Source organism: Rathayibacter sp. AY1A2 (genome assembly GCF_002930935.1).
Taxonomy (GTDB): Bacteria; Actinomycetota; Actinomycetes; order Actinomycetales; family Microbacteriaceae; genus Rathayibacter.
In genome coordinates, this window is sequence record NZ_PSTP01000008.1 from 90,924 (window position 1) to 112,466 (window position 21,543).

The following is a 21,543-nucleotide window of genomic DNA, read 5'->3' on the forward strand; positions in this document are numbered from 1 at the left end:
TGGATGCATGGCCCACCGCGCGACGTCGAACCGGGTCCACGCGCGGGCGCCCGGCAAGATCAACGTGTTCCTCAAGGTCGGCGCCGTGCGCGACGACGGGTACCACGAGCTGGCCACCGCGTTCCAGTCGCTCTCCCTCTACGAGGACGTGTTCGCGGAGGAGGCGGCCGACTTCTCGGTCTCCTTCTCGGGCTCGATCGACACCTCCCGCCTGGCCGTCGACGGCTCCAACCTCGCGATCAAGGCGGCTCGGGCGCTCGCCCGGGCGACCGGCTACCGCGGCGGCGTGCACCTCGAGATCGAGAAGAACGTCCCCATCGCCGGCGGCATGGGCGGCGGCTCGGCCGACGCTGCCGCGACCCTCCTCGCCTGCGACGCGCTCTGGGGCACGGCCTGCACGAGGGAGCAGCTGCTCGGCATCGCCGCGAGCCTCGGCGCCGACGTCCCCTTCTCCTTCACCGGCGGCACCGCGATCGGGGTCGGCCGCGGCGATGAGCTGAGCCCGGCGCTCGCCAAGGGCCGCTTCGAGTGGGTGCTGGTCCTCTCGGAGGAGGGCCTGTCGACCCCCGAGGTCTACAGCGAGCTCGACCGGCACCGCGAGCGCCACCTGCACGACTTCCGCCCGATCTCGGCGACCCCCGCCATCGATCCCAACGTGCTGCAGGCCCTCCGCGCCGGCGACGCCGCCATGCTCGCCGACGCGATGCACAACGACCTGCAGGCGCCGGCGCTGCACCTGCAGCCCGGGCTCGCCCGCATCCTCGAGCTCGGCGAGGGCCGCGGAGCGCTCGGCGGCCTCGTCTCGGGGTCCGGACCGACCGTGGCGTTCCTCGCTCCGGACGCCGATGCGGCGGCCGACCTGCAGCGCGAGCTGAGCTCCGCGCGGCTGAGCGCCGTGCGGGTCTCCGGCCCGGTCCACGGGGCGCGCCTGCTCTCGACCTAGTCGCGGAGGCGGTGCCTCCGGAGCGGGGCTCGCGAGCCTCGCGCCCGGCGCCCTCCACAGACGGTCCGCAGAGAAGTTCCGACGTCGTGGCTTAGAGTGCCGCTCATGTCCCGCCGAGCCACCCTCTTCGCGATCCTCTCCGGGATCGTGGCCGCCGTCGTCGCCCTCGCGGCCGCCGAGGTCGTCGCGGTCTTCACCGGAGCGGGCGGCAGTCCGCTGGTCGCGGTCGGCGGCTTCGTCATCGACATCGTGCCCCCGGGCGTGAAGGACACGGTCATCGCGCTCTTCGGCACCGGCGACAAGCTCGTGCTGCTGGTCTCGATCGGCCTCGCGATCGCGCTGCTGGCCGTCGGCGCGGGAGTCCTCGAGTACCGCCGCCCGCCGTTCGGCGTGCTGCTGCTGGCCGTCGTCGCGGGCGCCGGTGCGCTCGCCGCCGTCAGCCGCGAGGGCGCGTCCGGGATCGACGCGGCGCCGAGCGTCGTGGGCATGGTGGCCGGTGCCGCGGTGCTCCGCTCGGCCTCCGTCCGCCTCCGCGGCTGGCAGGAGGAGCGCGAGAGCGACTCCCCGGACCGCCGGTCGTTCCTCCGCCTGGTCGGGATCGCCGGAGTCGCCGCGGTCGCCGCCGGCATCGGCGCCCGCTTCCTCACGTCCGCCTCCGCCGCCGTTACGGCCGTGCGCGAGGCCGTGTCCCTGCCGGCTCCCGCCTCGGCCGCCGCGCCCGTCCCGGCCGGCGCCGTGCTCGACGACATCGACGGCATCAGCTCCTACGTCACTCCCAACTCCTCGTTCTACCGGATCGACACCGCGCTCTCGGTGCCGTCGGTCGAGCCCGCCGACTGGTCGCTGATGATCACCGGAATGGTGGAGGAGGAGATCGAGATCACCTGGGACGAGCTGCTCGCACTGCCGCTCGAGGAGCACCTGGTCACCCTGTCCTGCGTGTCCAACGAGGTCGGCGGCGACCTGATCGGCACCGCCCTCTGGCTGGGCTACCCGATCCGCGAGCTGCTGGCCCGGGCCCGGCCGACCGCCGGCGCCGACATGGTGCTCTCGCGGAGCATCGACGGCTTCACCGCCTCCAGCCCGCTCGACGTGCTGCAGGACGAGGACCGCGCGAGCCTGCTCGCCGTCGGGATGAACGGCGAGCCGCTCCCGGTCGAGCACGGCTTCCCCGTCCGGATGGTCGTCCCCGGCCTGTACGGCTACGTCTCGGCGACGAAGTGGGTCGTCGAGCTGAAGGTCACGACCTTCGCGGAGGACCTGGCGTACTGGTCGACGCGCGGCTGGACCGAGCGCGGTCCGATCAAGATCGAGTCGCGGATCGATGTGCCGCGCCAGGGCCAGCCCGTCGAGGCGGGGACGGTCGCCGTGGCGGGAGTCGCCTGGGCGCCGCACACCGGCATCGCGAAGGTTGAGGTGCAGATCGACGGCGGCGCCTGGCAGGAGGCGCGCCTCGCCGAGCAGGTCACCGCGGACACGTGGATCCAGTGGGTCCTCGAGTGGGACGCGACGGTCGGCGACCACGTCGTGACCGTGCGCGCCACCGACGCGGACGGCACGGTGCAGACCACGGTCGAGCGCCCGCCTGCCCCCGACGGCGCCACGGGACTGCACCGCCGCTCGGTGTCCGTCTCGGAGCCGGCACCCGCGGGCTGAGGTCCGGGGGCCGCGACCCGGCCGCACTGTGATCGACCCGCGGCGGACCGCTCAGGCGGCACCGCCTAGGCTGGATCCCTATGGCACATCTGCTGGGCGCCGAGGCGCTGCGACTCGAGTACCCCACACGCGTGATCTTCGACGACGTCTCCCTGGGGATCGAGGAGGGCGACCGCATCGGGATCGTCGGACGCAACGGCGACGGCAAGTCGACCCTCCTGCGCCTGCTCGCGCAGCGCATCGAGCCGGACAGCGGCCGCGTCACGCACCGCCGCGGCGTCACGCTCGGGATGCTCGACCAGGCCGACACGGTCGATGAGGACCTCACCGTCGCCCAGGCCGTCGTCGGCGGGCTCCAGGAGCACGAGTGGGCGGGCGACGCGCGCACCCGAGACGTGATCGCGGGCCTGCTGCGCGACGTCCCCTGGGACGGAGTGGTCGGCTCCCTCTCGGGCGGGCAGCGGCGCCGGGTCGCCCTCGCGAAGCTGCTCGTCGGCGACTGGGACGTCGTCTTCCTCGACGAGCCCACCAACCACCTCGACGTCGAGGGCATCGCCTGGCTCGCCGAGCACCTCAAGCGCCGCTGGGCGGCGTCGTCGGGCGGGCTCGCGGTCGTCACCCACGACCGGTGGTTCCTCGACGAGATCTGCACCGCCACCTGGGAGGTGCACGACCGTCTCGTCGAGCCGTTCGAGGGCGGGTACGCGGCGTACATCCTGCAGCGCGTCGAGCGCGACCGGATGGCCTCGACCATGGAGGCCAAGCGCCAGAACCTGATGAAGAAGGAGCTCGCCTGGCTCCGCCGCGGCGCCCCCGCCCGCACGGCGAAGCCCAAGTTCCGGATCGACGCCGCGAACCAGCTGATCGAGGACGAGCCCCCGGTGCGCGACTCGGTCTCGCTCTCGCAGCTCGCCGTCTCGCGCCTGGGCAAGGACGTCGTCGACCTGCTCGACGTCACCGTCCGCTACGGCGAGCGGACCGTCCTCAACCGCATCGAGTGGCGGATCGCGCCTGGCGAGCGCACCGGCATCCTCGGCGTGAACGGCGCCGGCAAGTCGACCCTCCTCGGCCTGGTCGCGGGCAGCGTGGAGCCGACGAGCGGCCGGGTGAAGCGCGGCACCACCGTTCGCGTCGCGATCCTCGACCAGCAGCTGCGCGAGCTGACCGGGGTCCAGCACCGGCCCGTCCGCGAGATCATCGCGGAGCAGCGCACCAGCTACTCCATCGGCGGCAAGGAGATGACCCCGGGCCAGCTGCTCGAGCGGCTCGGCTTCTCGAGCGCGCAGCTCTCGACGCCCGTGAAGGACCTCTCGGGCGGTCAGCGCCGGAGGCTCCAGCTCCTGCTCATCCTGCTCAGCGAGCCCAACGTGCTGATCCTCGACGAGCCGACCAACGACCTCGACACCGACATGCTCGCCGCGATCGAGGACCTGCTCGACTCCTGGCCGGGCACCCTCCTCGTCGTCTCGCACGACCGGTACCTGCTCGAGCGCGTCACCGACCAGCAGTACGCCGTGATGGACGGCGCGTTCCGCCACCTGCCCGGCGGCGTCGAGCAGTACCTCGACCTGCGCCGCGCGCTCGAGAAGGGTGCGCCCGCGGCGGCGTCGTCGGGCTCCTCCTCCGCCGCGCCGGCGTCGAGCGGACTCGCGGGGGCCGAGCGCCGCACCGCTGAGAAGGAGGTGTCGGCGATCGACCGGCGCCTGCACAAGCTCACGCAGCTGACGAAGACCGTGCACGAGAAGATGGCGACGCACGACCAGGACGACTACGACGGGATCCTGGCGCTCAACGCCTCGCTCCGCGCCTACGAGGACGAGACGGCCGAGCTCGAGCTGCGCTGGCTGGAGCTCTCGGAGCAGCTCGAGGGCTGACGCCGCTCTCCTCCGCGGCACCGGCAGCTGTCCCGTACCGCGAGGGCGGGCCGCCGTCGCGGGCCCGGGCCGACCGGCTCAGCCGAAGTCGAGGGAGAGCTTCCGGAGGAGCTGCGCCAGCCGCTCCTGCTGGGCGTGGGTGAGCGCGCCGAGCAGCTCCTGCTCCGCATCGACCAGGCGGGTGATCGCCGCGTCGACCCGGGCGAGCCCCGACGGCGTCATCTGCACCAGCACGCCGCGCCCGTCGTTCGGGTCGTCGAGGCGCTCGACCAGGTCGCGCTCGACCAGCCGGTCGATGCGGTTGGTCATGGTGCCGCTGGTGACCATGGTCGCCTGGAGGAGCTGCTTGGGGCTCATCCGGTAGGGCGCGCCCGCGCGCCGCAGGGCCGAGAGCACGTCGAACTCCCACGTCTCGAGCTCCGACCGGCCGAAGGCGCTGCCGCGCGCGCGCTCGAGCTGCTTGGCCAGCCGGCGCATCCGCGAGAAGACCTGGAGCGGCGTGAAATCGAGATCGGGCCGCTCCCGGACCCAGGCGTCGACGATCCCGTCGACCTCGTCATTCGCACTCACCCGTCCATTGTGGCGGCTGGGCGGCTCGGGGGACGCCGGGAGGCGGACGGGCCGGGAGGCGGGGGCCTCCCGGGCCGCCGTCGCCCGCCCGAGCGGCGGCCGCCCGCGCCCGAGGCGGGGCCGGGGGCGCGGGGATGGCAGGATGGACGGCGCGCGATCGCGCGGTCCGCCATGGTGTAACGGCAGCACGGCAGCCTTTGGAGCTGTCCGGTCCAGGTTCGAATCCTGGTGGCGGAGCGGCACCAGGACGGTGCGCTCACGGAGGAGAACGCGAAGAACATGGCAGACAGCACGCTCGCCGTCGTGATCCTGGCGGCAGGCCAGGGCACCCGCATGAAGTCCCGCACCCCGAAGGTCCTGCACCGCCTCGCCGGGAGGCCGCTGCTCGGGCACGTGCTCGACACGGCCGCCTCGCTCGACGCGGCGCACGTCGTCACCGTGGTGCGCCACGAGCGCGACCGGGTCGCCGAGGCCGTCCTCGAGCACACGCCCTCCGCGCTGGTGGTGGACCAGGACGAGACGCCCGGCACCGGCCGCGCGGTCGAGCAGGGCCTCGCGGCGCTCCCGGAGTCCTTCGCCGGCACGGTCGTCGTGCTGAGCGCCGACGTCCCGCTGCTGGACGCGCCGACCCTCCGCCGCCTGCTCGACGAGCACCTCGCCGCGGCGAACGCGCTCACCATGCTCTCCTCCGTCCTCGAGGACCCGACCGGCTTCGGCCGGATCGTCCGCGGCGCCGACGGAGCCTTCGCCTCCATCGTGGAGCAGAAGGACGCCAGCCCCGACGAGCTCGACCTCACCGAGATCAACGCCGGCGTCTACGCCTTCGACGCCGCCGCGCTCCGCTCGGTCATCGGCGCGATCGGCACCGAGAACGCGCAACGGGAGAAGTACCTCACCGACGCCGCCGCCGCGCTCAAGGCCGCCGGTCGCGCGATCGAGGCCGTCCCCGTGCAGGACCGCTGGCTCGTGGCCGGGATCAACGACCGCGCCCAGCTCGCCGACGCGGCGCTCGAGCTCAACGCGCGCATCGTGCGCCGCTGGCAGCTCGAGGGCGTCACGATCCAGGACCCGGCGACCACCTGGATCGACGTGGACGCGGTCCTCGCCCCGGACGTCGAGATCCTCCCGGGCACGCAGATCAAGGGCCCGACCGTCATCGCCACCGGTGCGGTCATCGGCCCGGACACCACGCTCGACTCCTGCGAGGTCGGCGAGGACGCGGTCGTGAAGCGCTCCGACGCGACGCTCGCCGTCATCGGCGCGAAGGCCCAGGTCGGCCCGTTCTCGTTCCTCCGCCCCGGCACCGTGCTCGGCGCCCGCGGCAAGATCGGCACCTACGTCGAGACCAAGAACGCCGTCATCGGCGAGGGATCGAAGGTCCCGCACCTCTCCTACGTCGGCGACGCGGTCATCGGCGAGGAGTCGAACATCGGCGCCGGCTCGATCTTCGCCAACTACGACGGGGTGAGCAAGGCGTCCTCCGTGGTGGGCTCGCACGTGCGTGCGGGGTCGCACAACGTCTTCGTCGCCCCCGTTAGAATCGGTGACGGAGCGTACACGGGCGCCGGCACGGTCATCCGCAAGGACATCCCCGCCGGAGCCCTCGGGATCACCGTCGCTCCGCAGCGCAACATGGCCGGGTGGGTGCAGACCCACCGTCCGGGCACCGCGGCGGCCGACGCCGCCGAGGCGGCCCTGGCGTCGGATCCCACCGGATCCGACCAGGCGCCCACCGGAGGAAGCGGAGCACAGTGACCGGCATCACCGCCAGCAACAAGAAGAGCCTGGTCCTCGTCTCGGGGAGGGCGCATCCGGCACTGGCGGAAGCGGTCGCCGCCGAGCTCGGGACCGAGCTCGTCACGACCGAGGGGCGCACCTTCGCCAACGGCGAGCTCTACGTCCGCTACGGCGAGTCGGTCCGCGGAGGCGACGTGTTCGTCCTCCAGTCGCACACGTCCCCGATCAACGAGTGGCTGATGGAGCAGCTGATCATGGTCGACGCGCTCAAGCGCGCCTCCGCCAAGCGGATCACCGTGGTCGCCCCCTTCTACCCCTACGCGCGCCAGGACAAGAAGGGCCGCGGCCGCGAGCCGATCTCGGCCCGCCTCGTCGCCGACCTCTTCAAGGCGGCGGGAGCCGACCGGATCATGTCGGTCGACCTGCACGCGGCGCAGATCCAGGGCTTCTTCGACGGCCCCGTCGACCACCTCTTCGCGATGCCGGTGCTGCTCGAGCACTTCCGCGAGAAGCTCGACCCCTCGACCCTCACCATCGTCTCGCCCGACATGGGCCGCGTCCGCGTCGCCGACATCTGGAGCGACAAGCTCGGCGTCCCGCTGGCGATCATCCACAAGCGCCGCGACCCGAAGGTCGCCAACCAGGTCTCCGTCCACGAGATCGTCGGCGAGGTGAAGGGCCGCGTCTGCCTCCTCGTCGACGACCTCATCGACACCGGGCGCACCATCGCGAAGGCGGCCGAGGCGCTGAAGAAGGCGGGCGCGATTGGCGTGGTCGTCGCGGCCACCCACGCCGTCTTCTCGGACCCGGCGGTCGAGCTCCTGAGCTCGGAATTCATCGACTCGGTCGTCGTCACCGACACCCTGCCGCTGCCGCCGGAGAAGACCTGGGACCGCCTGACGATCCTGCCCATCGCTCCGCTGCTGGCCCGCGCCATCCACGAGGTCTTCGACGACGGCTCCGTGACGTCGATGTTCGACGGCGACGCGTAGGACCCCGCGCCCCGGGTGCGCCCTGCACGGCGCACCCGGGTCCCGCCCCGGCTCCACCGCCTAGGGTGAGGCCGTGCCCCAGCGTTCGGATGCGACCCTCGCCCTGGCGGCGGTCTTCCTGGTCTGGTCGCCGGCCGCCGCCGCGGCGGGCTGGTGGCTGCTCCTCGGGCTCGCCGTCGCGGCGGCCGCCGCGGCCCTGGGCGCCGTCGCCGACGCCGGGCGCACCGTCCACGACGGCCCCTCCTCCGAGTGGCTCGGGATCGTCGGGCGCGCCTTCGCCTCGGCCGCGCTGGCCCTGACCGCGGCCCAGTCGGTCCTCGGGGGAGCGGCCCGGCCCCTGGCCGTCCTGCTGCTCGTGGCCGTCGCGCTCTTCGGCCTGCACGGCGGGCGCCTCCCCGCTCGCCCGGTCCTGCTCCTCGTCGGCGCGGTCGTCGTCCTGCTGGCCGCCGCCGCCGTGATCCTGCTGGCGTCCCCTCCGGACCCCGCGCCGCTCGACCCGCTGCGCGACGGAGGGCCGCTGGGAGCCGGCACCGCCGCGGCGCTGCTCCTGATCCTCCTGCCGACCTCCCGCTCCGGCGCGGTGACGGCTCTCCGCCCCGCCCTGCTGCGCATCGGGATCGCCACGGCGGCCGCCGCCGCGCTCGGCACCGGTCTGCTCCTGGCGGCCGGTCCCGAGGTCCTCGCGTCCTCGGAGACCTCCCTGAGCGCTGTCACCCGGGGCACGCCCGCGTCCGGGCTCGTCGGGGCCGCCGCGGTGATCGCGGTCCTGCTCGCGCTCCTCGACCTCGGGAGGAGGGATGCGCGCGCCCTCGTCCGTCTCGCCGACGCAGGGGAGATGCCGGCGGTGCTCGCCGCCAGGAACCGCAGGACCGGCGTGCCCGCGGCGGCCCAGCTGGTCCTCTGCCTGGTCGCCGTGCTCGCGGTCGTGATCCTCGACGCCGACGCGCTGCTCGCCTTCGCCATGGCCGCCCTGCTGGTGGCGACCATCGTGCGGCGCCTCGACCACGGAGCTGCCGGGGCGAGCGGCCCGGCCCTCGCGTCGGCCGCGGTCTCGCTGCTGCTCCTGCTCGCCCTCCCGGCTGCCACGGCGGCCGCCGCAGCGGTGCTCCTGGCGGCGCTCCTGATCGCGCGGGCGTTCCGGAGCTGAGGGGTCAGCCGGCCCGGGCGTCGAGCGCGTGCTCGGGGAGCCGGACGCCACCGCCCGGCTCCGCTGACGACGGGGGAGCTCCCTCCCCAACGCGGAAGGCGCCCCCGCCCGAGGATCCGAGGATCCTGCAGGCGGGGGCGCCTTCCCGTGCGACGCGGGTCAGTGCGTGGAGGGGTCCTGCTCGACCTCGGTGCGGTCGCCCGACCACAGCGTGTGGAAGGTGCCCTCCTTGTCGACGCGCTTGTAGGTGTGCGCTCCGAAGAAATCGCGCTGGCCCTGCACGAGAGCGGCCGGGAGGCGCTTGGAGGCGAGCGAGTCGTAGTACGACAGCGCGGCGCCGAAGCCGGGGATCGGCACGCCCGAGAGCGCGGCGGTCGAGACGATGCGGCGCCAGGCGGCCTCGCCGTTGGCGACGGCCTCGGCGAAGTACGGGTCCTCGAGGAGGGTCGTGATGCCGGCGTTCTCGTCGTAGGCGTCGACGATGCGGTTGAGGAACTGGGCGCGGATGATGCAGCCCGCGCGCCAGATCTTGGCGACCGCTCCCTTGTCGATCTCCCAGCCGTACTTCTCGGCTCCGGCGATGATCGCGTCGAAGCCCTGCGAGTAGGCGACGACCTTGGAGGCGTAGAGCGCGGCGCGCACGTCGTCCTCGAAGCCCTCGTACTTCTCGACCGGGGTCGGGCGCGAGGTGACGCGGGCCTGCACGGCCTCGCGCTGCTCGGGGTGGGAGGACACGGCACGGGCGAAGACGGCCTCGGCGATGCCGCCGACGGGGACGCCGAGGTCGAGCGCGTTCTGCACGGTCCAGACGCCGGTGCCCTTCGAGCCGGCCTGGTCGAGGACGACGTCGATGAAGGGGTTGCCGGTGTCGGCGTCGACCTGGCGGAGCACCTCGGCGGTGATCTCGATGAGGTACGACTCGAGGTCGCCCTTGTTCCAGGCGTCGAAGACCTCGGCGATGGCGGCGGGCTCGTGTCCCCCGACGGTGCGGAGCAGGTCGTACGCCTCGGCGATGAGCTGCATGTCGGCGTACTCGATGCCGTTGTGGATCATCTTGACGAAGTGGCCGGCGCCGTCGGTGCCGATGTGGGTGACGCAGGGCTCGCCCTCGGCGACCGCGGCGATCGACGAGAGGATCGGGCCGAGCGTCCTGTAGGACTCGACCGAGCCGCCGGGCATGATCGACGGGCCCTTGAGCGCGCCCTCCTCGCCGCCGGAGATGCCGGTGCCGACGAAGTGGATGCCGGTCTCGCGGACGGCCCTCTCGCGGCGGATGGTGTCGGTGAAGAGCGCGTTGCCGCCGTCGACGATGATGTCGCCGGGCTCGAAGACCTTCGTCAGCTGCTCGATCACGGCGTCGGTGCCGCGGCCGGCCTGGACCATGATGATCGCGGTGCGCGGGGTGGCGAGCGAGGCGGCGAAGTCCTCGATGGTCTCGGACGCGACGAAGCCCGCCTCCGGGTGCTCCGTGATGAGGGTCTCGGTGCGGCCGTAGGAGCGGTTGAACACCGCGACCGTGTTGCCCTCGCGGCTGGCGAGGTTGCGGGCGAGGTTCGAGCCCATCACCGCCAGACCGACGACTCCGATGTTGGCTGTGGCGGTGGGCTTGTCAGACACGGTTCTCCTCGACGTTCGCGTTCAGGGGCGAGCCCAGGCTAGCCCCGGGTCGCTCCGGGGAGCCCGGGTCCGAGCCGTCTCCCGGCTGCACATCGGTCGTGCGGCGCGCGCACGGTCTTGCGCGCGCCGCGACGACCGCGACCGGAGCCGGTCAGGCGCCGTGGCCGAGGGGGACGCGCTCCGACGGGATCGGCGGCGGCGGGGGAGTGCCGTCGCCGAACGGGCGGCCGCCGAGCTCCTCGCGGCGCGAGGGGACGAGCCAGCCGGAGAGGTCCGGGCCCTTGGGGACGACGCCGGTCGGATTGATGTCCCGCTGCACCTCGTAGTAGTGCGACTTGATGTGGGTGAAGTCGATCGTGTCGCCGAACCCCGGAGTGGCGAAGAGGTCGCGGGCGTAGCCCCAGAGCGCGGGCATCGCCGACAGCAGGTTCCGGTTGGCCTTGAAGTGGCTGTAGTAGACGGCGTCGAAGCGGGCGAGCGTCGTGAAGAGCCGCACGTCCGCCTCGGTGATGGTGTCGCCGACCAGGTAGCGGCGGGTGCTCAGCCGCTCCTCCAGCCAGTCCAGCCGCGCCCAGAGGCGGTCGTAGGCCCGGTCGTAGGAGCGCTGCGAGCCGGCGAAGCCGCACTTGTAGACGCCGTTGTTCACGTCGTGGAAGACCAGCTCGGCGATCTCGTCGATCTCCTCGCGGTGCTCCTCGGGGTAGAGGTCGGGGGCGCCGTCGCGGTGGAACGCGGTCCACTCGGTGGAGAAGTCGAGCGTCATCACCGGGTAGTCGTTGGTGACGACCTGGCCGCTCGGGATGTCCACGAGGGCCGGGACGGTGATCCCGCGCGGGTAGTCGGGGAAGCGGGCGAAGAACGCGTCCTGGAGGCGGGGGATGCCCAGCACCGGGTCGACCCCGCCCGGATCGAGGTCGAAGGTCCAGCTGCGCTTGTCGTGGGTGGGCCCGCAGATGCCCATCGAGAGGGCGTCCTCGAGCCCGAGCAGGCGCCGCACGATCACGGCGCGGTTCGCCCACGGGCAGGCGCGGGAGACGACGAGGCGGTAGCGCCCGGCCTCCACCGGGTACCCGTCGCGGCCGTCGGCGGTGATCCGCGTCGGGATGTAGTTCGTGTCGCGGTGGAAGCCGTTCTTCTCGACGTAGGAGCCGAAGTCGTCGCTCGTCATACCCGCACGGTAGGCGGTCCGCCTGGACGTCCGGCTCCGAGTCCGGCGGCGCGACCGCCTGCTGGCGGGCGGCCGCGATGCCGGGTAGGATCGGCAGCTGAACTTCGGCGAGGGATGCACGTGCATCCGTGATCGACGCGGTGGAAGCAGGCGAGGCCCCCACGGGGCGCCACGGACTTCTCCTCACGCTGACATGCGTTCGAGTCGACAAACCGTCCGTGGCCGCAGGCCACGACCCGATCCGGTGGCGTGCGCGCCGCCCAAGGAGAACATCATGGCTGAACTGACCAACAAGGTCGTCGTCGAGGTCCGCACCTCGTTCGGCAAGGGCGCCGCCCGCAAGATCCGCGCGCAGGACAAGATCCCCGCGGTCCTCTACGGCCACGGCACCGAGCCCCAGCACCTCACCCTCCCGGGCCACCAGGTGCTCCTGCTCACCCGCAAGGCGAACGCGATCCTCGAGCTCGACATCGAGGGCGCCGCGCAGACCACCCTGGTGAAGGACATCCAGCGCGACCCGGTGCGCCAGATCATCGAGCACATCGACCTCGTCGTCATCAACAAGGGCGAGAAGGTCGAGGTGGACATCCCCGTGCACGTCGAGGGCGACGCCGCTCCCGGCACCCTCGTCTCGATCGAGTCGAACACCCTCTCGCTCGAGGTCGACGCCACGCGCATCCCGCAGAACATCGTCGTCTCCGTCGAGGGCCTCGAGGCCGGCACGCAGATCACCGCCGCTGACGTCACGCTCCCCGAGGGCGCCACGCTGGTCACCGACGCCGAGGTGCTCATCGTCAACGTCACCGCCGAGGTCGAGCAGGACCTGGGCGAGGACGACGAGACCCCGGCCTCGGGCGACGTCGTCGCCGAGACCGCGGAGTAGTCCGCACCACCCCGGGAACGGGCCCGCTCGCAGCCGCGGCGGGCCCGTTCCGCGTCCGGCGGGGGAGTCCCTCCGCCGCCCCCGAGGAAGAGGAACGACATGGGTGACACCTGGCTGGTCGTCGGACTGGGCAACCCGGGAGCGCAGTACGCGCGCAACCGGCACAACGTCGGCCAGATGGTGCTCGACGAGCTCGCGACGCGGATCGGCGGCTCGTTCCGCCGGCACAACCGCGCCAACGCCGTGGTCGCCGAGGGCTTCCTCCGCCCGGGCGGACCGAAGCTCGTGCTGGGCAAGCCCAACAGCTTCATGAACCTCTCCGGAGGGCCGACGGCGCAGCTGCTCGACTTCTACTCGGTCGACCCGGCACACCTGATCGTCGTGCACGACGAGCTCGACATCCCCTTCGACACCCTGCGCCTCAAGCAGGGCGGCGGTCACGGAGGGCACAACGGCATCCGCGACATCCTCGCGGCGACCGGAGGAGCCGAGTTCCTGCGCGTGCGGGTCGGCATCGGCCGCCCGCCGGGCCGCCAGCAGGCCGCCGACTTCGTGCTGAAGGACTTCGCCGGCCCGGAGCGCGAGGCGCTCCCGATCCTGGTCTCGGACGCCGCCGACGCCGTCGAGCTCATCGCCGACTCCGGCCTCTCCGCCGCCCAGCTGAAGTTCCACACCAGCGCCTGACCCGCCCTCCACCGAGGGGACCCCGGACGGCGAGGGAGACCGCAGCGCCGGGCTCCCTCGACGGTTCGGGGTTCCCTCGGCGGTCGGCCCGCGGGGCGGCCGTAAACTGGACCCGTGCCCCTCAACGAGATCATCTCGGCGCTGTCGCGCGCCTCCACGTTCGACGATGCTCTCGCGTACGCGGTGCGGGACGCCGACTTCTCGGTGGCTGACGGCCTCCGGGTCCCCCTGCTCGCGGGCCTGATCGAGAGGCGCGCGGAGGCGGGACGCCCGCAGGCGGCGCTGGTGGTCACGGCCACGGGCCGCGACTCCGAGAACGTGCGCGCCTCCCTCGGCTGCATGCTGCCGGACGCGGACGTCGTCGAGTTCCCCGCGTGGGAGACGCTGCCGCACGAGCGCCTCAGCCCGAGCGCCGAGATCGTGGGGCGGCGCCTGGACGCGCTGCGGCGGATGAAGCAGTGGTCCGGCGAGCGGCCCCTCGTGGTGGTCGCCTCCGTGCGCGCGGCGCTGCAGCCGGTCGCCGACAACCTCGCCGACATCGAGCCGATCCGACTCGTGAAGGGCGCCCGCGGCTACGACCTCGGCCGCATCTCCTCCGAGCTGGTCGACCTGGCCTACGCCCGGGTCGACATGGTCACGCGCCGCGGCGAGTTCGCCGTGCGCGGCGGCATCCTCGACGTCTTCCCCGCGGTGGCCGAGCATCCGAGCCGAGTGGACTTCTTCGGCGACGAGGTCGACTCCATCCGCGGCTTCTCCGTGGCCGATCAGCGCTCGCTCCCGGGCGAGGCCGACTCGGTGGTCCTCCCGCCGAGCCGCGAGCTGCTGCTGGTGCCCGCGGTGAGGCAGCGGGCCCGCGAGATGCTGCACGAGTTCCCGAGCCTGTCGGCGATGCTCGCGAAGATCGCCGAGGGCATCCCGGTCGAGGGCATGGAGTCGCTCGCCCCCGCGTTGCTGGAGCGGCTGGTCCCGATCTCGCACTACCTGCCCGAGGGGGCGGCCGTCGCGGTCCTCGCCCCCGAGCGCGTGGCGACGCGGGCGATCAGCCTCGCCGAGACGAACCGCGAGTTCCTGCAGGCGGCCTGGAGCGCGGCGACCGCCGGCGCCGAGGCCCCCATCGACCTCGCCTCGGGCGAGTTCATCTCGCTCGGCGCGCTCCGCGACTCCGTGAAGCTCAGCGCCCCGGGCGCCGACGCTCCCGACCACCCGTGGTGGACGATGAGCACGTTCCGCCAGGGCCCCGCCGCGGGCGAGGCCGAGGTGCTGCCGGAGGAGCTCGGGATCGACGAGATCCTCGCCGTCCGCGTCGAGGGCGAGCCGGTCCCCGGATTCGGAGCGAGCGTCGAGGGCGCCCTCGCCCACGTCCGCGCGCGCCTGGCCGACGGCTGGACCGTGGTCCTGACCGCGCCCGGCACCGGCACGGTCGAGCGCACCGACCAGGTCCTCGCCGAGCACGAGGTCGCCGCCCGCATCGTCGCCGACCTCCCCGCCGGGCTCGAGACGGGCCTGGCCTACGTGGTCCAGGCCTCCGTCGATCACGGCTTCGAGGTGGAGGAGGCGAAGCTCGCCCTGGTCACCGACACGGAGTTCTACGGCCGCACCGTCGGCTACGACTCCCGCGCGGTGAAGAAGCTCGCGTCGCGCCGCAAGAACGTCGTCGACCCGCTGCAGCTCACCCCCGGCGACTTCGTGGTGCACGCCACCCACGGCATCGGCCGGTTCGTGGAGCTCTCGCAGCGCGAGGTCTCCAGCGGGGGCCGCAACGCGATCAAGACCCGCCGCGAGTACCTGGTGCTCGAGTACGCCCCCAGCAAGCGCGGCTTCCCCGGCGACAAGCTGCTCGTCCCCACGGACCAGCTCGACCTGCTCTCCCGCTACGTCGGCGGCGAGGCTCCGGCGCTGAGCAAGATGGGCGGAAGCGACTGGGCGCAGGCCAAGAGCAAGGCCCGCCGCGCGGTCCGCGACATCGCGGTCGAGCTCGTGAAGCTCTACTCCGCCCGGATGGCCTCCCGCGGGCACGCGTTCCCGCCGGACACCCCCTGGCAGCGCGAGCTGGAGGAGGCGTTCCCGTTCGCCGAGACCCCCGACCAGCTCACCGTCATCGACGAGGTCAAGGCCGACATGGAGCGGCCGATCCCGATGGACCGCCTGCTCTCGGGCGACGTCGGCTTCGGCAAGACCGAGGTCGCCGTGCGCGCCGCGTTCAAGGCGATCCAGGACGGGAAGCAGGTCGCGATGCTCGTGCCGACCACGCTGCTCGTCCGCCAGCACCTCGAGACGTTCCAGGAGCGCTTCGCCGGCTTCCCCGTCCACCTGCGGGCGCTCAGCCGGTTCCAGAGCGCGAAGGAGTCGAAGGAGACGATCGAGGGCCTGGCCGACGGCACCGTCGACATGGTCATCGCGACCCACCGGCTCCTCAGCGACAACATCGTCTTCAAGGACCTCGGCCTGCTCGTGATCGACGAGGAGCAGCGCTTCGGCGTCGAGCACAAGGACAAGCTCAAGGCGCTGAAGAAGAACGTCGACATCCTCTCGATGAGCGCCACGCCCATCCCGCGGACGCTCGAGATGGCGGTGACCGGCATCCGCGAGATGTCGACCCTCGCGACCCCGCCGGAGGAGCGCCACCCGATCCTCACCTTCGTCGGCCCCTACTCCGAGAAGCAGGTGTCGGCCGCGATCCGCCGGGAGCTCCTGCGCGAGGGCCAGGTGTTCTTCGTGCACAACCGCGTCTCGACGATCAACCGCGTCGCCTCGCAGCTCGCCGAGCTGGTGCCCGAGGCGCGGATCGCGGTCGCGCACGGCAAGCTCAGCGAGTCGCAGCTCGAGCGGATCATCGTCGACTTCTGGGAGCGCAAGTTCGACGTCCTGGTGTCGACGACGATCGTCGAGACCGGCCTCGACATCCCGAACGCGAACACGCTGATCGTCGACCGCGCCGACAAGTACGGTCTCTCGCAGCTGCACCAGCTGCGCGGGCGGGTCGGCCGCGGCCGCGAGCGCGCCTACGCCTACCTCCTCTACGACGAGACGAAGCCGCTGAGCGAGACCGCGCACGACCGGCTGCAGACGCTGGCCGCCAACTCGGACCTCGGCGGCGGCATGCAGATCGCGCTGAAGGACCTCGAGATCCGCGGTGCGGGCAACCTCCTCGGCGGCGAGCAGTCCGGGCACATCCAGGGCGTGGGCTTCGACCTCTACCTGCGGATGATCGGCGAGGCCGTCGACACCTTCCGCGGCGAGGTCGCCGAGGGGCAGACCGAGCTGCGGCTCGAGCTGCCCGTCGACGCGCGCATCCCGGAGGAGTACGTCGACAGCGAGCGGCTGCGCCTGGAGGCGTACCAGAAGCTGTCGGCCGCGTCGTCGCCGACGGCGAAGGAGGGGAGCATCGACCTCGTGGTCGAGGAGCTGACCGACCGCTACGGCGAGCTGCCCGAGGCGGTCGAGAACCTCATCCTGGTGTCGAGGCTGCGCATGCGCGCGCAGAAGGCGGGCCTCAGCGACGTGGTCGCGATGGGCTCGAACGTCCGCGTGGCTCCCGCTCACCTGCCCGACTCGATCCAGGTGCGCCTGCGCCGGATGTACCCGACCGCGAAGTACCTGCAGCAGGCAGACGCGGTCGTCGTGCCGATGCCCGTGCTCGACGGCATCCCGCTCGGCGACCGGGCGCTCATCCAGTGGGTGGCGTCGCTCCTGGACTCGCTGTTCCCGGAGCCGGTCACCGTCTGAGGTCCTCGGGGCGGCGCTCCCTGGAGGCGCGCCGCCCCGCTCCGGCGGCCGTCGCCGCTGCGGGAGGGCCCGCTGGCAGGATGGAGGGCATGCCGCTCCTCGCCGCCCGATGTCCTCGAGAGCCGGAGCCGCTCGCCGGCCCGCTGGTCGCCGTTCGCGGGGTCGCGGTCCGCGCCTCGGGGGTCGAGCTGCTCGCCCCGTGCTCGCTCGAGGCGGAGGCGGGGGAGCGCGTCGCGGTGACGGGCCGCAACGGCACCGGCAAGACCACGCTCCTGCGGGTGATCGCCGGCCTCACCGCTCCGAGCGAGGGAGTCGTGGCGGTGGCCGGGCGCGCCCCGGAGGAGCGCTCCGCCGCCCACCGCCGCGCCGTCGCCGCCCTGATCGGCACCCCGCCCTTCGAGCGGGACCTGACCCTCGAGGAGCACCTCGCGATGGTGGCCGTCTCGTGGGGCGCGCCGGTCGCCGACGCCCGCCGCGAGGCCGCAGCTGGTCTCGACGCGCTCGCGCTCGCTCCGCTCGCCCGCCGCTTCCCGCACGAGCTCTCCTCCGGGCAGACGCAGCTGTTCTCCCTCGCGCTCGTGCTGGCCCGTCCCTCCGCGGTGCTGCTGCTCGACGAGCCGGAGCAGCGGCTCGACGTCGAGCGGGTGCCGCTGGTCGCGGAGGTCCTGCGGCGCGCAGCCGCGTCCCGGGCACTCGTCGTCGCGACCCACAGCCCCGTGCTGATCGAGGGTCTGGGCGCGCGGGTCGTCGAGCTGGAGCGGGCGTGACGCGCGCGGAGGGGGCCCGCGTCGCCGAGGTGCGGGCTCTGCACCGGCACCGCGCCGCGGCTCCGCCGAGTCCGCGCGCCTACGCGGGCTACCTCGCCGTGATGACCGTCCTCGTCGTCGTCCTCCCCGTCGCCCGGGCCCTCGCGCTCCTCGCCGCCGAGGCGGGAGCCGCGCCGGAGCCGCTGATCGCCCTCGCCGCGGGTCTCGCCCTGCCCGCCGCCGTGCTCCTGGGCCGGGTGCGCGGACCCGCGGTGGGCGAGCCGCACACCACGGCCGTGCTGCTCGCGACCGATCTGCGCCGCTGGTCGGTGCTCCGCCGACCCGTGGTCCGGGCGTCGGCCGGTCTCGTGGCGGGCTGCTCCGCCGGCGCGTCGCTCCTCGCCCTCGCCGCCTCCGCGCCGCTCCTCGCGGCCGTCGCCGGCGGTGCCGCGTTCGCCGGCCTCCTCGCCGTCGCCTGGCTCGCCGGTCAGTGCCTGCCCTCGCGCCTCCCCGCGCTCGCGGCGGGCATCCTCGCCTCCCTCGCGGTCCTCGGGGCCCTCCTGCCCGGTGCGCCCAAGCCGGGCGGCCTCCTCGCCTCGGCCGTGAGCGGAGCGCAGGAGGTGCGCGCCGCGACCGTGCTGCTCGCGTCGGCCGCGGTCCTCCTGGCCGCGGCGCCCCGGCTGCTCCACGCCGCGCGCGGACCTCGCCTCCTCGCCCAGGCCCGGCAGTGGTCGGCGACCGCCCGGCTCGGAGCGACGGGCGACCTCGCCGAGTCGCTCGACGGGTACCGCGCCCTCCCGGCGATCGGGCGGGGGCTCCGAGCGGTCCGCCTCTCCCCGTTCGCCCTCGCGGTGCCGGTGCGCGACGCGATCGGCGCGCTGCGCACTCCCGGCCGCTCGGCGGTCGCGGTCGTCGCCCTGGCCGCCGCCGGCGCCGCCGCCGTGCTCGCCGCGGTCGTGCCGTCCTCCCTCCTCGCGCTCCCGGCCGCCGCGGCGGGCGTGCTCGCCTACCTCGGCGCCGGCGTCTGGAGCGACGGCTTCCGCCACGCCGCCGCGACCGCGGGGCAGCCGGCGCTCCTCGCCCCCGGCCCGTTCGAGCTGCTCCTCCTGCACGCCGTGCTCCCTCTGGTGCTCGCGGTCGGAGTCGCGGTGCTCGGCGCCCTCGCCGCCTCGCTGCTGCTCCCGGGCGCGGCGGTGCCGGTGTCGGCCGCGATCGCCGCGACCGCGGTCGCCGCGCGGGCGATGGATGCGACCCGGGGTCCGCTGCCGCCGCAGCTGCTCAGCCCGGTGCCGCTCCCGATCGGGGACGGCGCGGGAGTCGCGGTGGTCCTCTGGAACCTGGCGGGTGCACTGGTCAGCGCCTCGACCGCGGTGTCCGTCGCGGCGTCACCCGGGCTCCTCGCCGCGGTGCCGCTCGTCGCCGGCGGCTGCCTCCTCGTCGCGCGGCGGCGTCTCGCGCGGGCCTGAGGCTCCCGGGCGCCCGCGCCGCCCGGATGTCCGCGGCGGCGGCCGGACCGGATGCGAGGATGGCGGGGTGACCGCGCATCCCCGGCTCGACGAGCTCATCCGCACCGTCCACGTCCTCCGCGCCCCGGGCGGCTGCCCGTGGGACGCCGAGCAGACCCACGAGTCGCTCGTGCGCTACCTGATCGAGGAGTCGCACGAGCTCGTCGACGCCATCGAGGCGGGGGACCGGGCCGACCTGATCGAGGAGCTCGGCGACGTCCTCTACCAGGTGCTCTTCCACGCCGACCTGGCGGCCGAGAGCGCCGAGCCCTTCACCATCGAGGACGTCGCGGCGCACATGAACGCCAAGATGATCGGCCGCCACCCGCACGTCTTCGGCGACGCCACGGCCGAGACGGCCGACGACGTCATCGCGGTGTGGGACGAGCTCAAGCGCACCGAGAAGCCGCACCGCACCAGCGTGCTCGACGGGATCCCGCAGGGCATGCCCGCCCTCGCGCTCGCCGACAAGGTGATCGGCAAGGCGACTTCGCTGGGCGTCGTGGACGCCGGCCAGGGCCCTCTGCCCATCGAGTCGGAGGAGGACCTCGGCCCGCTGCTGCTGGCCATCGTCGCCTCCGCCCGCGCCCAGGGGCTCGACGCCGAGCGCGCGCTCCGCACGGCGACGCGCGACCTGCAGGACGAGATCCGCGCGGTGGAGCAGGAGCGGCGCGCGGACTGAGGCGTCCGCCGGCCCGCCCCGGCCGATCTGGGAGAATCGCCGTCATGGCCTCCCCGATCACCCCGCCCCGCGGCATGCGCGACTTCCTCCCCGCCGACAAGGCGAAGCGCGAGCACGCGCTCGGCGTCATCCGCCGCGTGTACGCCTCCCACGGGTTCGACGAGATCGAGACGCCCGTGGTCGAGGACTTCGACCGCCTCCACTCCGGGCTCGGCGGCGACAACGAGAAGCTCGCCTTCAGCGTCCTGCGCCGCGGGCTCACCCGCGACGACCTGGCGGCGGTCGACGACGCGTCCGCCCTCGCCGACCTCGGCCTGCGCTTCGACCTCACGGTGCCGCTCGCCCGCTTCTACGCCTCGCACCGCGCCGAGCTGCCGGCCGTCTTCCGGTCGGTGCAGATCGCGCCGGTGTGGCGCGCCGAGCGCCCGCAGAAGGGGCGGTACCGCCAGTTCGTGCAGTGCGACATCGACATCATCGGCGAGCCCGGGCAGCTGGCCGAGGTCGAGCTCATCACGGCGACCGCCGCGGCGCTCGACGCGCTGGGCCTCGAGGAGTGCACCATCCGGATCAACGACCGCCGCATCCTCACCGGCATCCTCGAGCACTGCGGCTTCGCCCCCGAGCGCTTCGGCCCGGCGCTGATCTCGATCGACAAGCTCGACAAGATCGGCGCCACCGGGGTCGTCGCCGAGCTCGAGGCCGACGGGCCGGACGCGGCCGCGGTCCTCGGGGGCTACCTCGCGCGGATAGAGGAGGCGGTCGCCGCCGGGGGAGTGGCGCTCGAGCAGTCCGCGATCCTCGACGTGCTGCCCGAGGGCATCGACCCGGAGGCGGTGCTCGCGCTCGAGACCCTGGCCCGGTCGCTGCGCTCGCTGCCCGCCGGCGTCTCGCTCCGCTTCGACCCGACGCTCGTGCGGGGCATGGGCTACTACACCGGCACGATCTTCGAGATCGCGCACCCGTCCTCGGGCTCCTCGGTCGGCGGAGGCGGGCGGTACGACGGGATGATCGGCCGCTTCCTCGGTCAGGACGTGCCGGCCTGCGGCTTCTCGATCGGCTTCGAGCGGATCGTCGAGCTGATCGGCGGTGCCGTCGTCGAGCGCCCCGACGCCGTCGTCCTCGTCCACGAGCGCGACGCGGCGCCCGAGCTGCTGCTCGCGCTCAAGCAGGAGCTGATCGCCCAGGGCTCGCGCGTGCGCCTCGAGCGCCGGGCGAAGAACCTCACCCCGCTGCTGGACCGCGCGGCCGCCGCGGGCTTCACCCGCTTCGCTCTCGTCCCGCGGGACGCCGCCTCCGCCGCCGACCTCTCCTTCAAGGACCTCGGCTGAGCGGCGCCGGCGGCGCCGGGTGAGCGTCGCCGGCTGCCTGCGCTGAGCCGCGCCCGCGGGAGGGGCCAGGTGCTGACGGGGCCGTCCCATGGTGCCTGAACAGGGTCTGAGACGATCCGTCAGAGGATCATGTCGATCTGGTCGGATCCTTGTCGGATCCGTGAGAGCCTTAATACCCGCGAAATCTGCGGACACACCCGAGAAATCTCCCCCGGATAGCGTCGAGGCACCCGATCGGCGCGGCTTGGCGCGCCCGCACGGGCACCCCGTCGCGACCCCGCGCAC

General features: G+C 73.5%; 16 protein-coding genes and 1 tRNA gene. 14 read left to right on the forward strand and 3 right to left on the reverse strand.

All coding sequences use genetic code 11. The annotated features are described in order from the left end of the window. Positions 1 to 7 precede the first annotated feature (7 nt). The 3 genes from C5B93_RS09240 (at position 8) to C5B93_RS09250 (ending at position 4,473) form a co-directional block, all read left to right on the forward strand. The gene (locus tag C5B93_RS09240) at positions 8 to 943 is read left to right on the forward strand and encodes a 4-(cytidine 5'-diphospho)-2-C-methyl-D-erythritol kinase (RefSeq protein ID WP_104222334.1); all 936 of its coding nucleotides are present in this window, start codon (positions 8 to 10) and stop codon (positions 941 to 943) included. Positions 944 to 1,048: 105 nt separating this feature from the next. Next, positions 1,049 to 2,599 (forward strand): molybdopterin-dependent oxidoreductase, encoded by a 1,551-nt coding sequence (locus C5B93_RS09245; protein ID WP_104233690.1) that lies wholly within the window; start codon positions 1,049 to 1,051, stop codon positions 2,597 to 2,599. An 80-nt stretch (positions 2,600 to 2,679) separates the two neighbouring features. Continuing rightward, entirely contained in the window at positions 2,680 to 4,473 is a 1,794-nt protein-coding gene (locus C5B93_RS09250; protein ID WP_104233689.1) for an ABC-F family ATP-binding cassette domain-containing protein, read from the forward strand. A 78-nt stretch (positions 4,474 to 4,551) separates the two neighbouring features. On the opposite strand, the gene C5B93_RS09255 is transcribed toward C5B93_RS09250, so the two are convergent. After that, positions 4,552 to 5,043 carry a MarR family winged helix-turn-helix transcriptional regulator gene (locus C5B93_RS09255; RefSeq protein ID WP_104222340.1) on the reverse strand — a complete coding sequence of 164 codons (492 nt, stop codon included), beginning with the start codon at positions 5,041 to 5,043 and terminating at the stop codon, positions 4,552 to 4,554. 165 nt (positions 5,044 to 5,208) lie between these two features. Between C5B93_RS09255 and C5B93_RS09260 the strand changes: the two genes are divergently transcribed. The 4 genes from C5B93_RS09260 to C5B93_RS09275 all read left to right on the forward strand — a co-directional run bounded on the left by C5B93_RS09260 (position 5,209) and on the right by C5B93_RS09275 (position 8,919). Beyond that, a tRNA-Gln gene (locus C5B93_RS09260) sits at positions 5,209 to 5,280 on the forward strand. Positions 5,281 to 5,322: 42 nt separating this feature from the next. Next, positions 5,323 to 6,798: a bifunctional UDP-N-acetylglucosamine diphosphorylase/glucosamine-1-phosphate N-acetyltransferase GlmU gene (gene glmU / locus C5B93_RS09265; RefSeq protein ID WP_104292318.1), complete on the forward strand. Its 1,476-nt coding sequence runs from the start codon at positions 5,323 to 5,325 to the stop codon at positions 6,796 to 6,798. Next, entirely contained in the window at positions 6,795 to 7,772 is a 978-nt protein-coding gene (locus tag C5B93_RS09270; RefSeq protein WP_104222342.1) for a ribose-phosphate diphosphokinase, read from the forward strand. The genes glmU and C5B93_RS09270 overlap by 4 nt, the downstream gene beginning before the upstream one ends. A gap of 73 nt (positions 7,773 to 7,845) precedes the next feature. Next, positions 7,846 to 8,919: a hypothetical protein gene (locus tag C5B93_RS09275; protein ID WP_104292307.1), complete on the forward strand. Its 1,074-nt coding sequence runs from the start codon at positions 7,846 to 7,848 to the stop codon at positions 8,917 to 8,919. Positions 8,920 to 9,078: 159 nt separating this feature from the next. Here C5B93_RS09275 and gndA read toward each other — a convergent pair whose 3' ends face one another. After that, on the reverse strand, positions 9,079 to 10,536 hold the full coding sequence (gndA, locus tag C5B93_RS09280; RefSeq protein ID WP_104292308.1) for an NADP-dependent phosphogluconate dehydrogenase: 1,458 nt from the start codon (positions 10,534 to 10,536) through the stop codon (positions 9,079 to 9,081). Between the two features lie 151 nt (positions 10,537 to 10,687). Next, positions 10,688 to 11,704 carry a glutathione S-transferase family protein gene (locus C5B93_RS09285; RefSeq protein ID WP_104226929.1) on the reverse strand — a complete coding sequence of 339 codons (1,017 nt, stop codon included), beginning with the start codon at positions 11,702 to 11,704 and terminating at the stop codon, positions 10,688 to 10,690. A gap of 274 nt (positions 11,705 to 11,978) precedes the next feature. Between C5B93_RS09285 and C5B93_RS09290 the strand changes: the two genes are divergently transcribed. The 7 genes from C5B93_RS09290 to hisS all read left to right on the forward strand — a co-directional run bounded on the left by C5B93_RS09290 (position 11,979) and on the right by hisS (position 21,258). Continuing rightward, entirely contained in the window at positions 11,979 to 12,587 is a 609-nt protein-coding gene (locus C5B93_RS09290; RefSeq protein ID WP_104238997.1) for a 50S ribosomal protein L25/general stress protein Ctc, read from the forward strand. A 99-nt stretch (positions 12,588 to 12,686) separates the two neighbouring features. After that, positions 12,687 to 13,271, forward strand: a complete 585-nt coding sequence (gene pth, locus C5B93_RS09295) for an aminoacyl-tRNA hydrolase (RefSeq protein WP_104233681.1) — start codon at positions 12,687 to 12,689, stop codon at positions 13,269 to 13,271. Between the two features lie 114 nt (positions 13,272 to 13,385). Continuing rightward, positions 13,386 to 16,997, forward strand: coding sequence for a transcription-repair coupling factor (mfd, locus tag C5B93_RS09300; protein ID WP_104292309.1), 3,612 nt, complete (start codon positions 13,386 to 13,388; stop codon positions 16,995 to 16,997). Positions 16,998 to 17,086: 89 nt separating this feature from the next. Then, positions 17,087 to 17,764: an ATP-binding cassette domain-containing protein gene (locus C5B93_RS09305; protein ID WP_104292310.1), complete on the forward strand. Its 678-nt coding sequence runs from the start codon at positions 17,087 to 17,089 to the stop codon at positions 17,762 to 17,764. Further along, a complete protein-coding gene (locus tag C5B93_RS17650; RefSeq protein WP_258068188.1) occupies positions 17,761 to 19,209 on the forward strand; it encodes a hypothetical protein in 1,449 nt (482 codons plus the stop codon). Before C5B93_RS09305 ends, C5B93_RS17650 begins: the two co-directional genes overlap by 4 nt. Before the next feature lie 67 nt (positions 19,210 to 19,276). Beyond that, positions 19,277 to 19,930: a MazG family protein gene (locus C5B93_RS09310; protein WP_104222356.1), complete on the forward strand. Its 654-nt coding sequence runs from the start codon at positions 19,277 to 19,279 to the stop codon at positions 19,928 to 19,930. A 44-nt stretch (positions 19,931 to 19,974) separates the two neighbouring features. Beyond that, on the forward strand, positions 19,975 to 21,258 hold the full coding sequence (gene hisS / locus C5B93_RS09315) for a histidine--tRNA ligase (RefSeq protein ID WP_104292312.1): 1,284 nt from the start codon (positions 19,975 to 19,977) through the stop codon (positions 21,256 to 21,258). Positions 21,259 to 21,543 lie beyond the last annotated feature (285 nt).

Bases quoted from the DNA above. Each gene is read 5' to 3' on its own strand.
- C5B93_RS09240 (WP_104222334.1), top strand. From the start codon at position 8: ATGGCCCACCGCGCGACGTCGAACCGGGTCCACGCGCGGGCGCCCGGC.
- C5B93_RS09245 (WP_104233690.1), top strand. From the start codon at position 1,049: ATGTCCCGCCGAGCCACCCTCTTCGCGATCCTCTCCGGGATCGTGGCC.
- C5B93_RS09250 (WP_104233689.1), top strand. From the start codon at position 2,680: ATGGCACATCTGCTGGGCGCCGAGGCGCTGCGACTCGAGTACCCCACA.
- glmU (WP_104292318.1), top strand. From the start codon at position 5,323: ATGGCAGACAGCACGCTCGCCGTCGTGATCCTGGCGGCAGGCCAGGGC.
- C5B93_RS09285 (WP_104226929.1), bottom strand. From the start codon at position 11,704: ATGACGAGCGACGACTTCGGCTCCTACGTCGAGAAGAACGGCTTCCAC.
- C5B93_RS09290 (WP_104238997.1), top strand. From the start codon at position 11,979: ATGGCTGAACTGACCAACAAGGTCGTCGTCGAGGTCCGCACCTCGTTC.
- pth (WP_104233681.1), top strand. From the start codon at position 12,687: ATGGGTGACACCTGGCTGGTCGTCGGACTGGGCAACCCGGGAGCGCAG.
- C5B93_RS09305 (WP_104292310.1), top strand. From the start codon at position 17,087: ATGCCGCTCCTCGCCGCCCGATGTCCTCGAGAGCCGGAGCCGCTCGCC.
- hisS (WP_104292312.1), top strand. From the start codon at position 19,975: ATGGCCTCCCCGATCACCCCGCCCCGCGGCATGCGCGACTTCCTCCCC.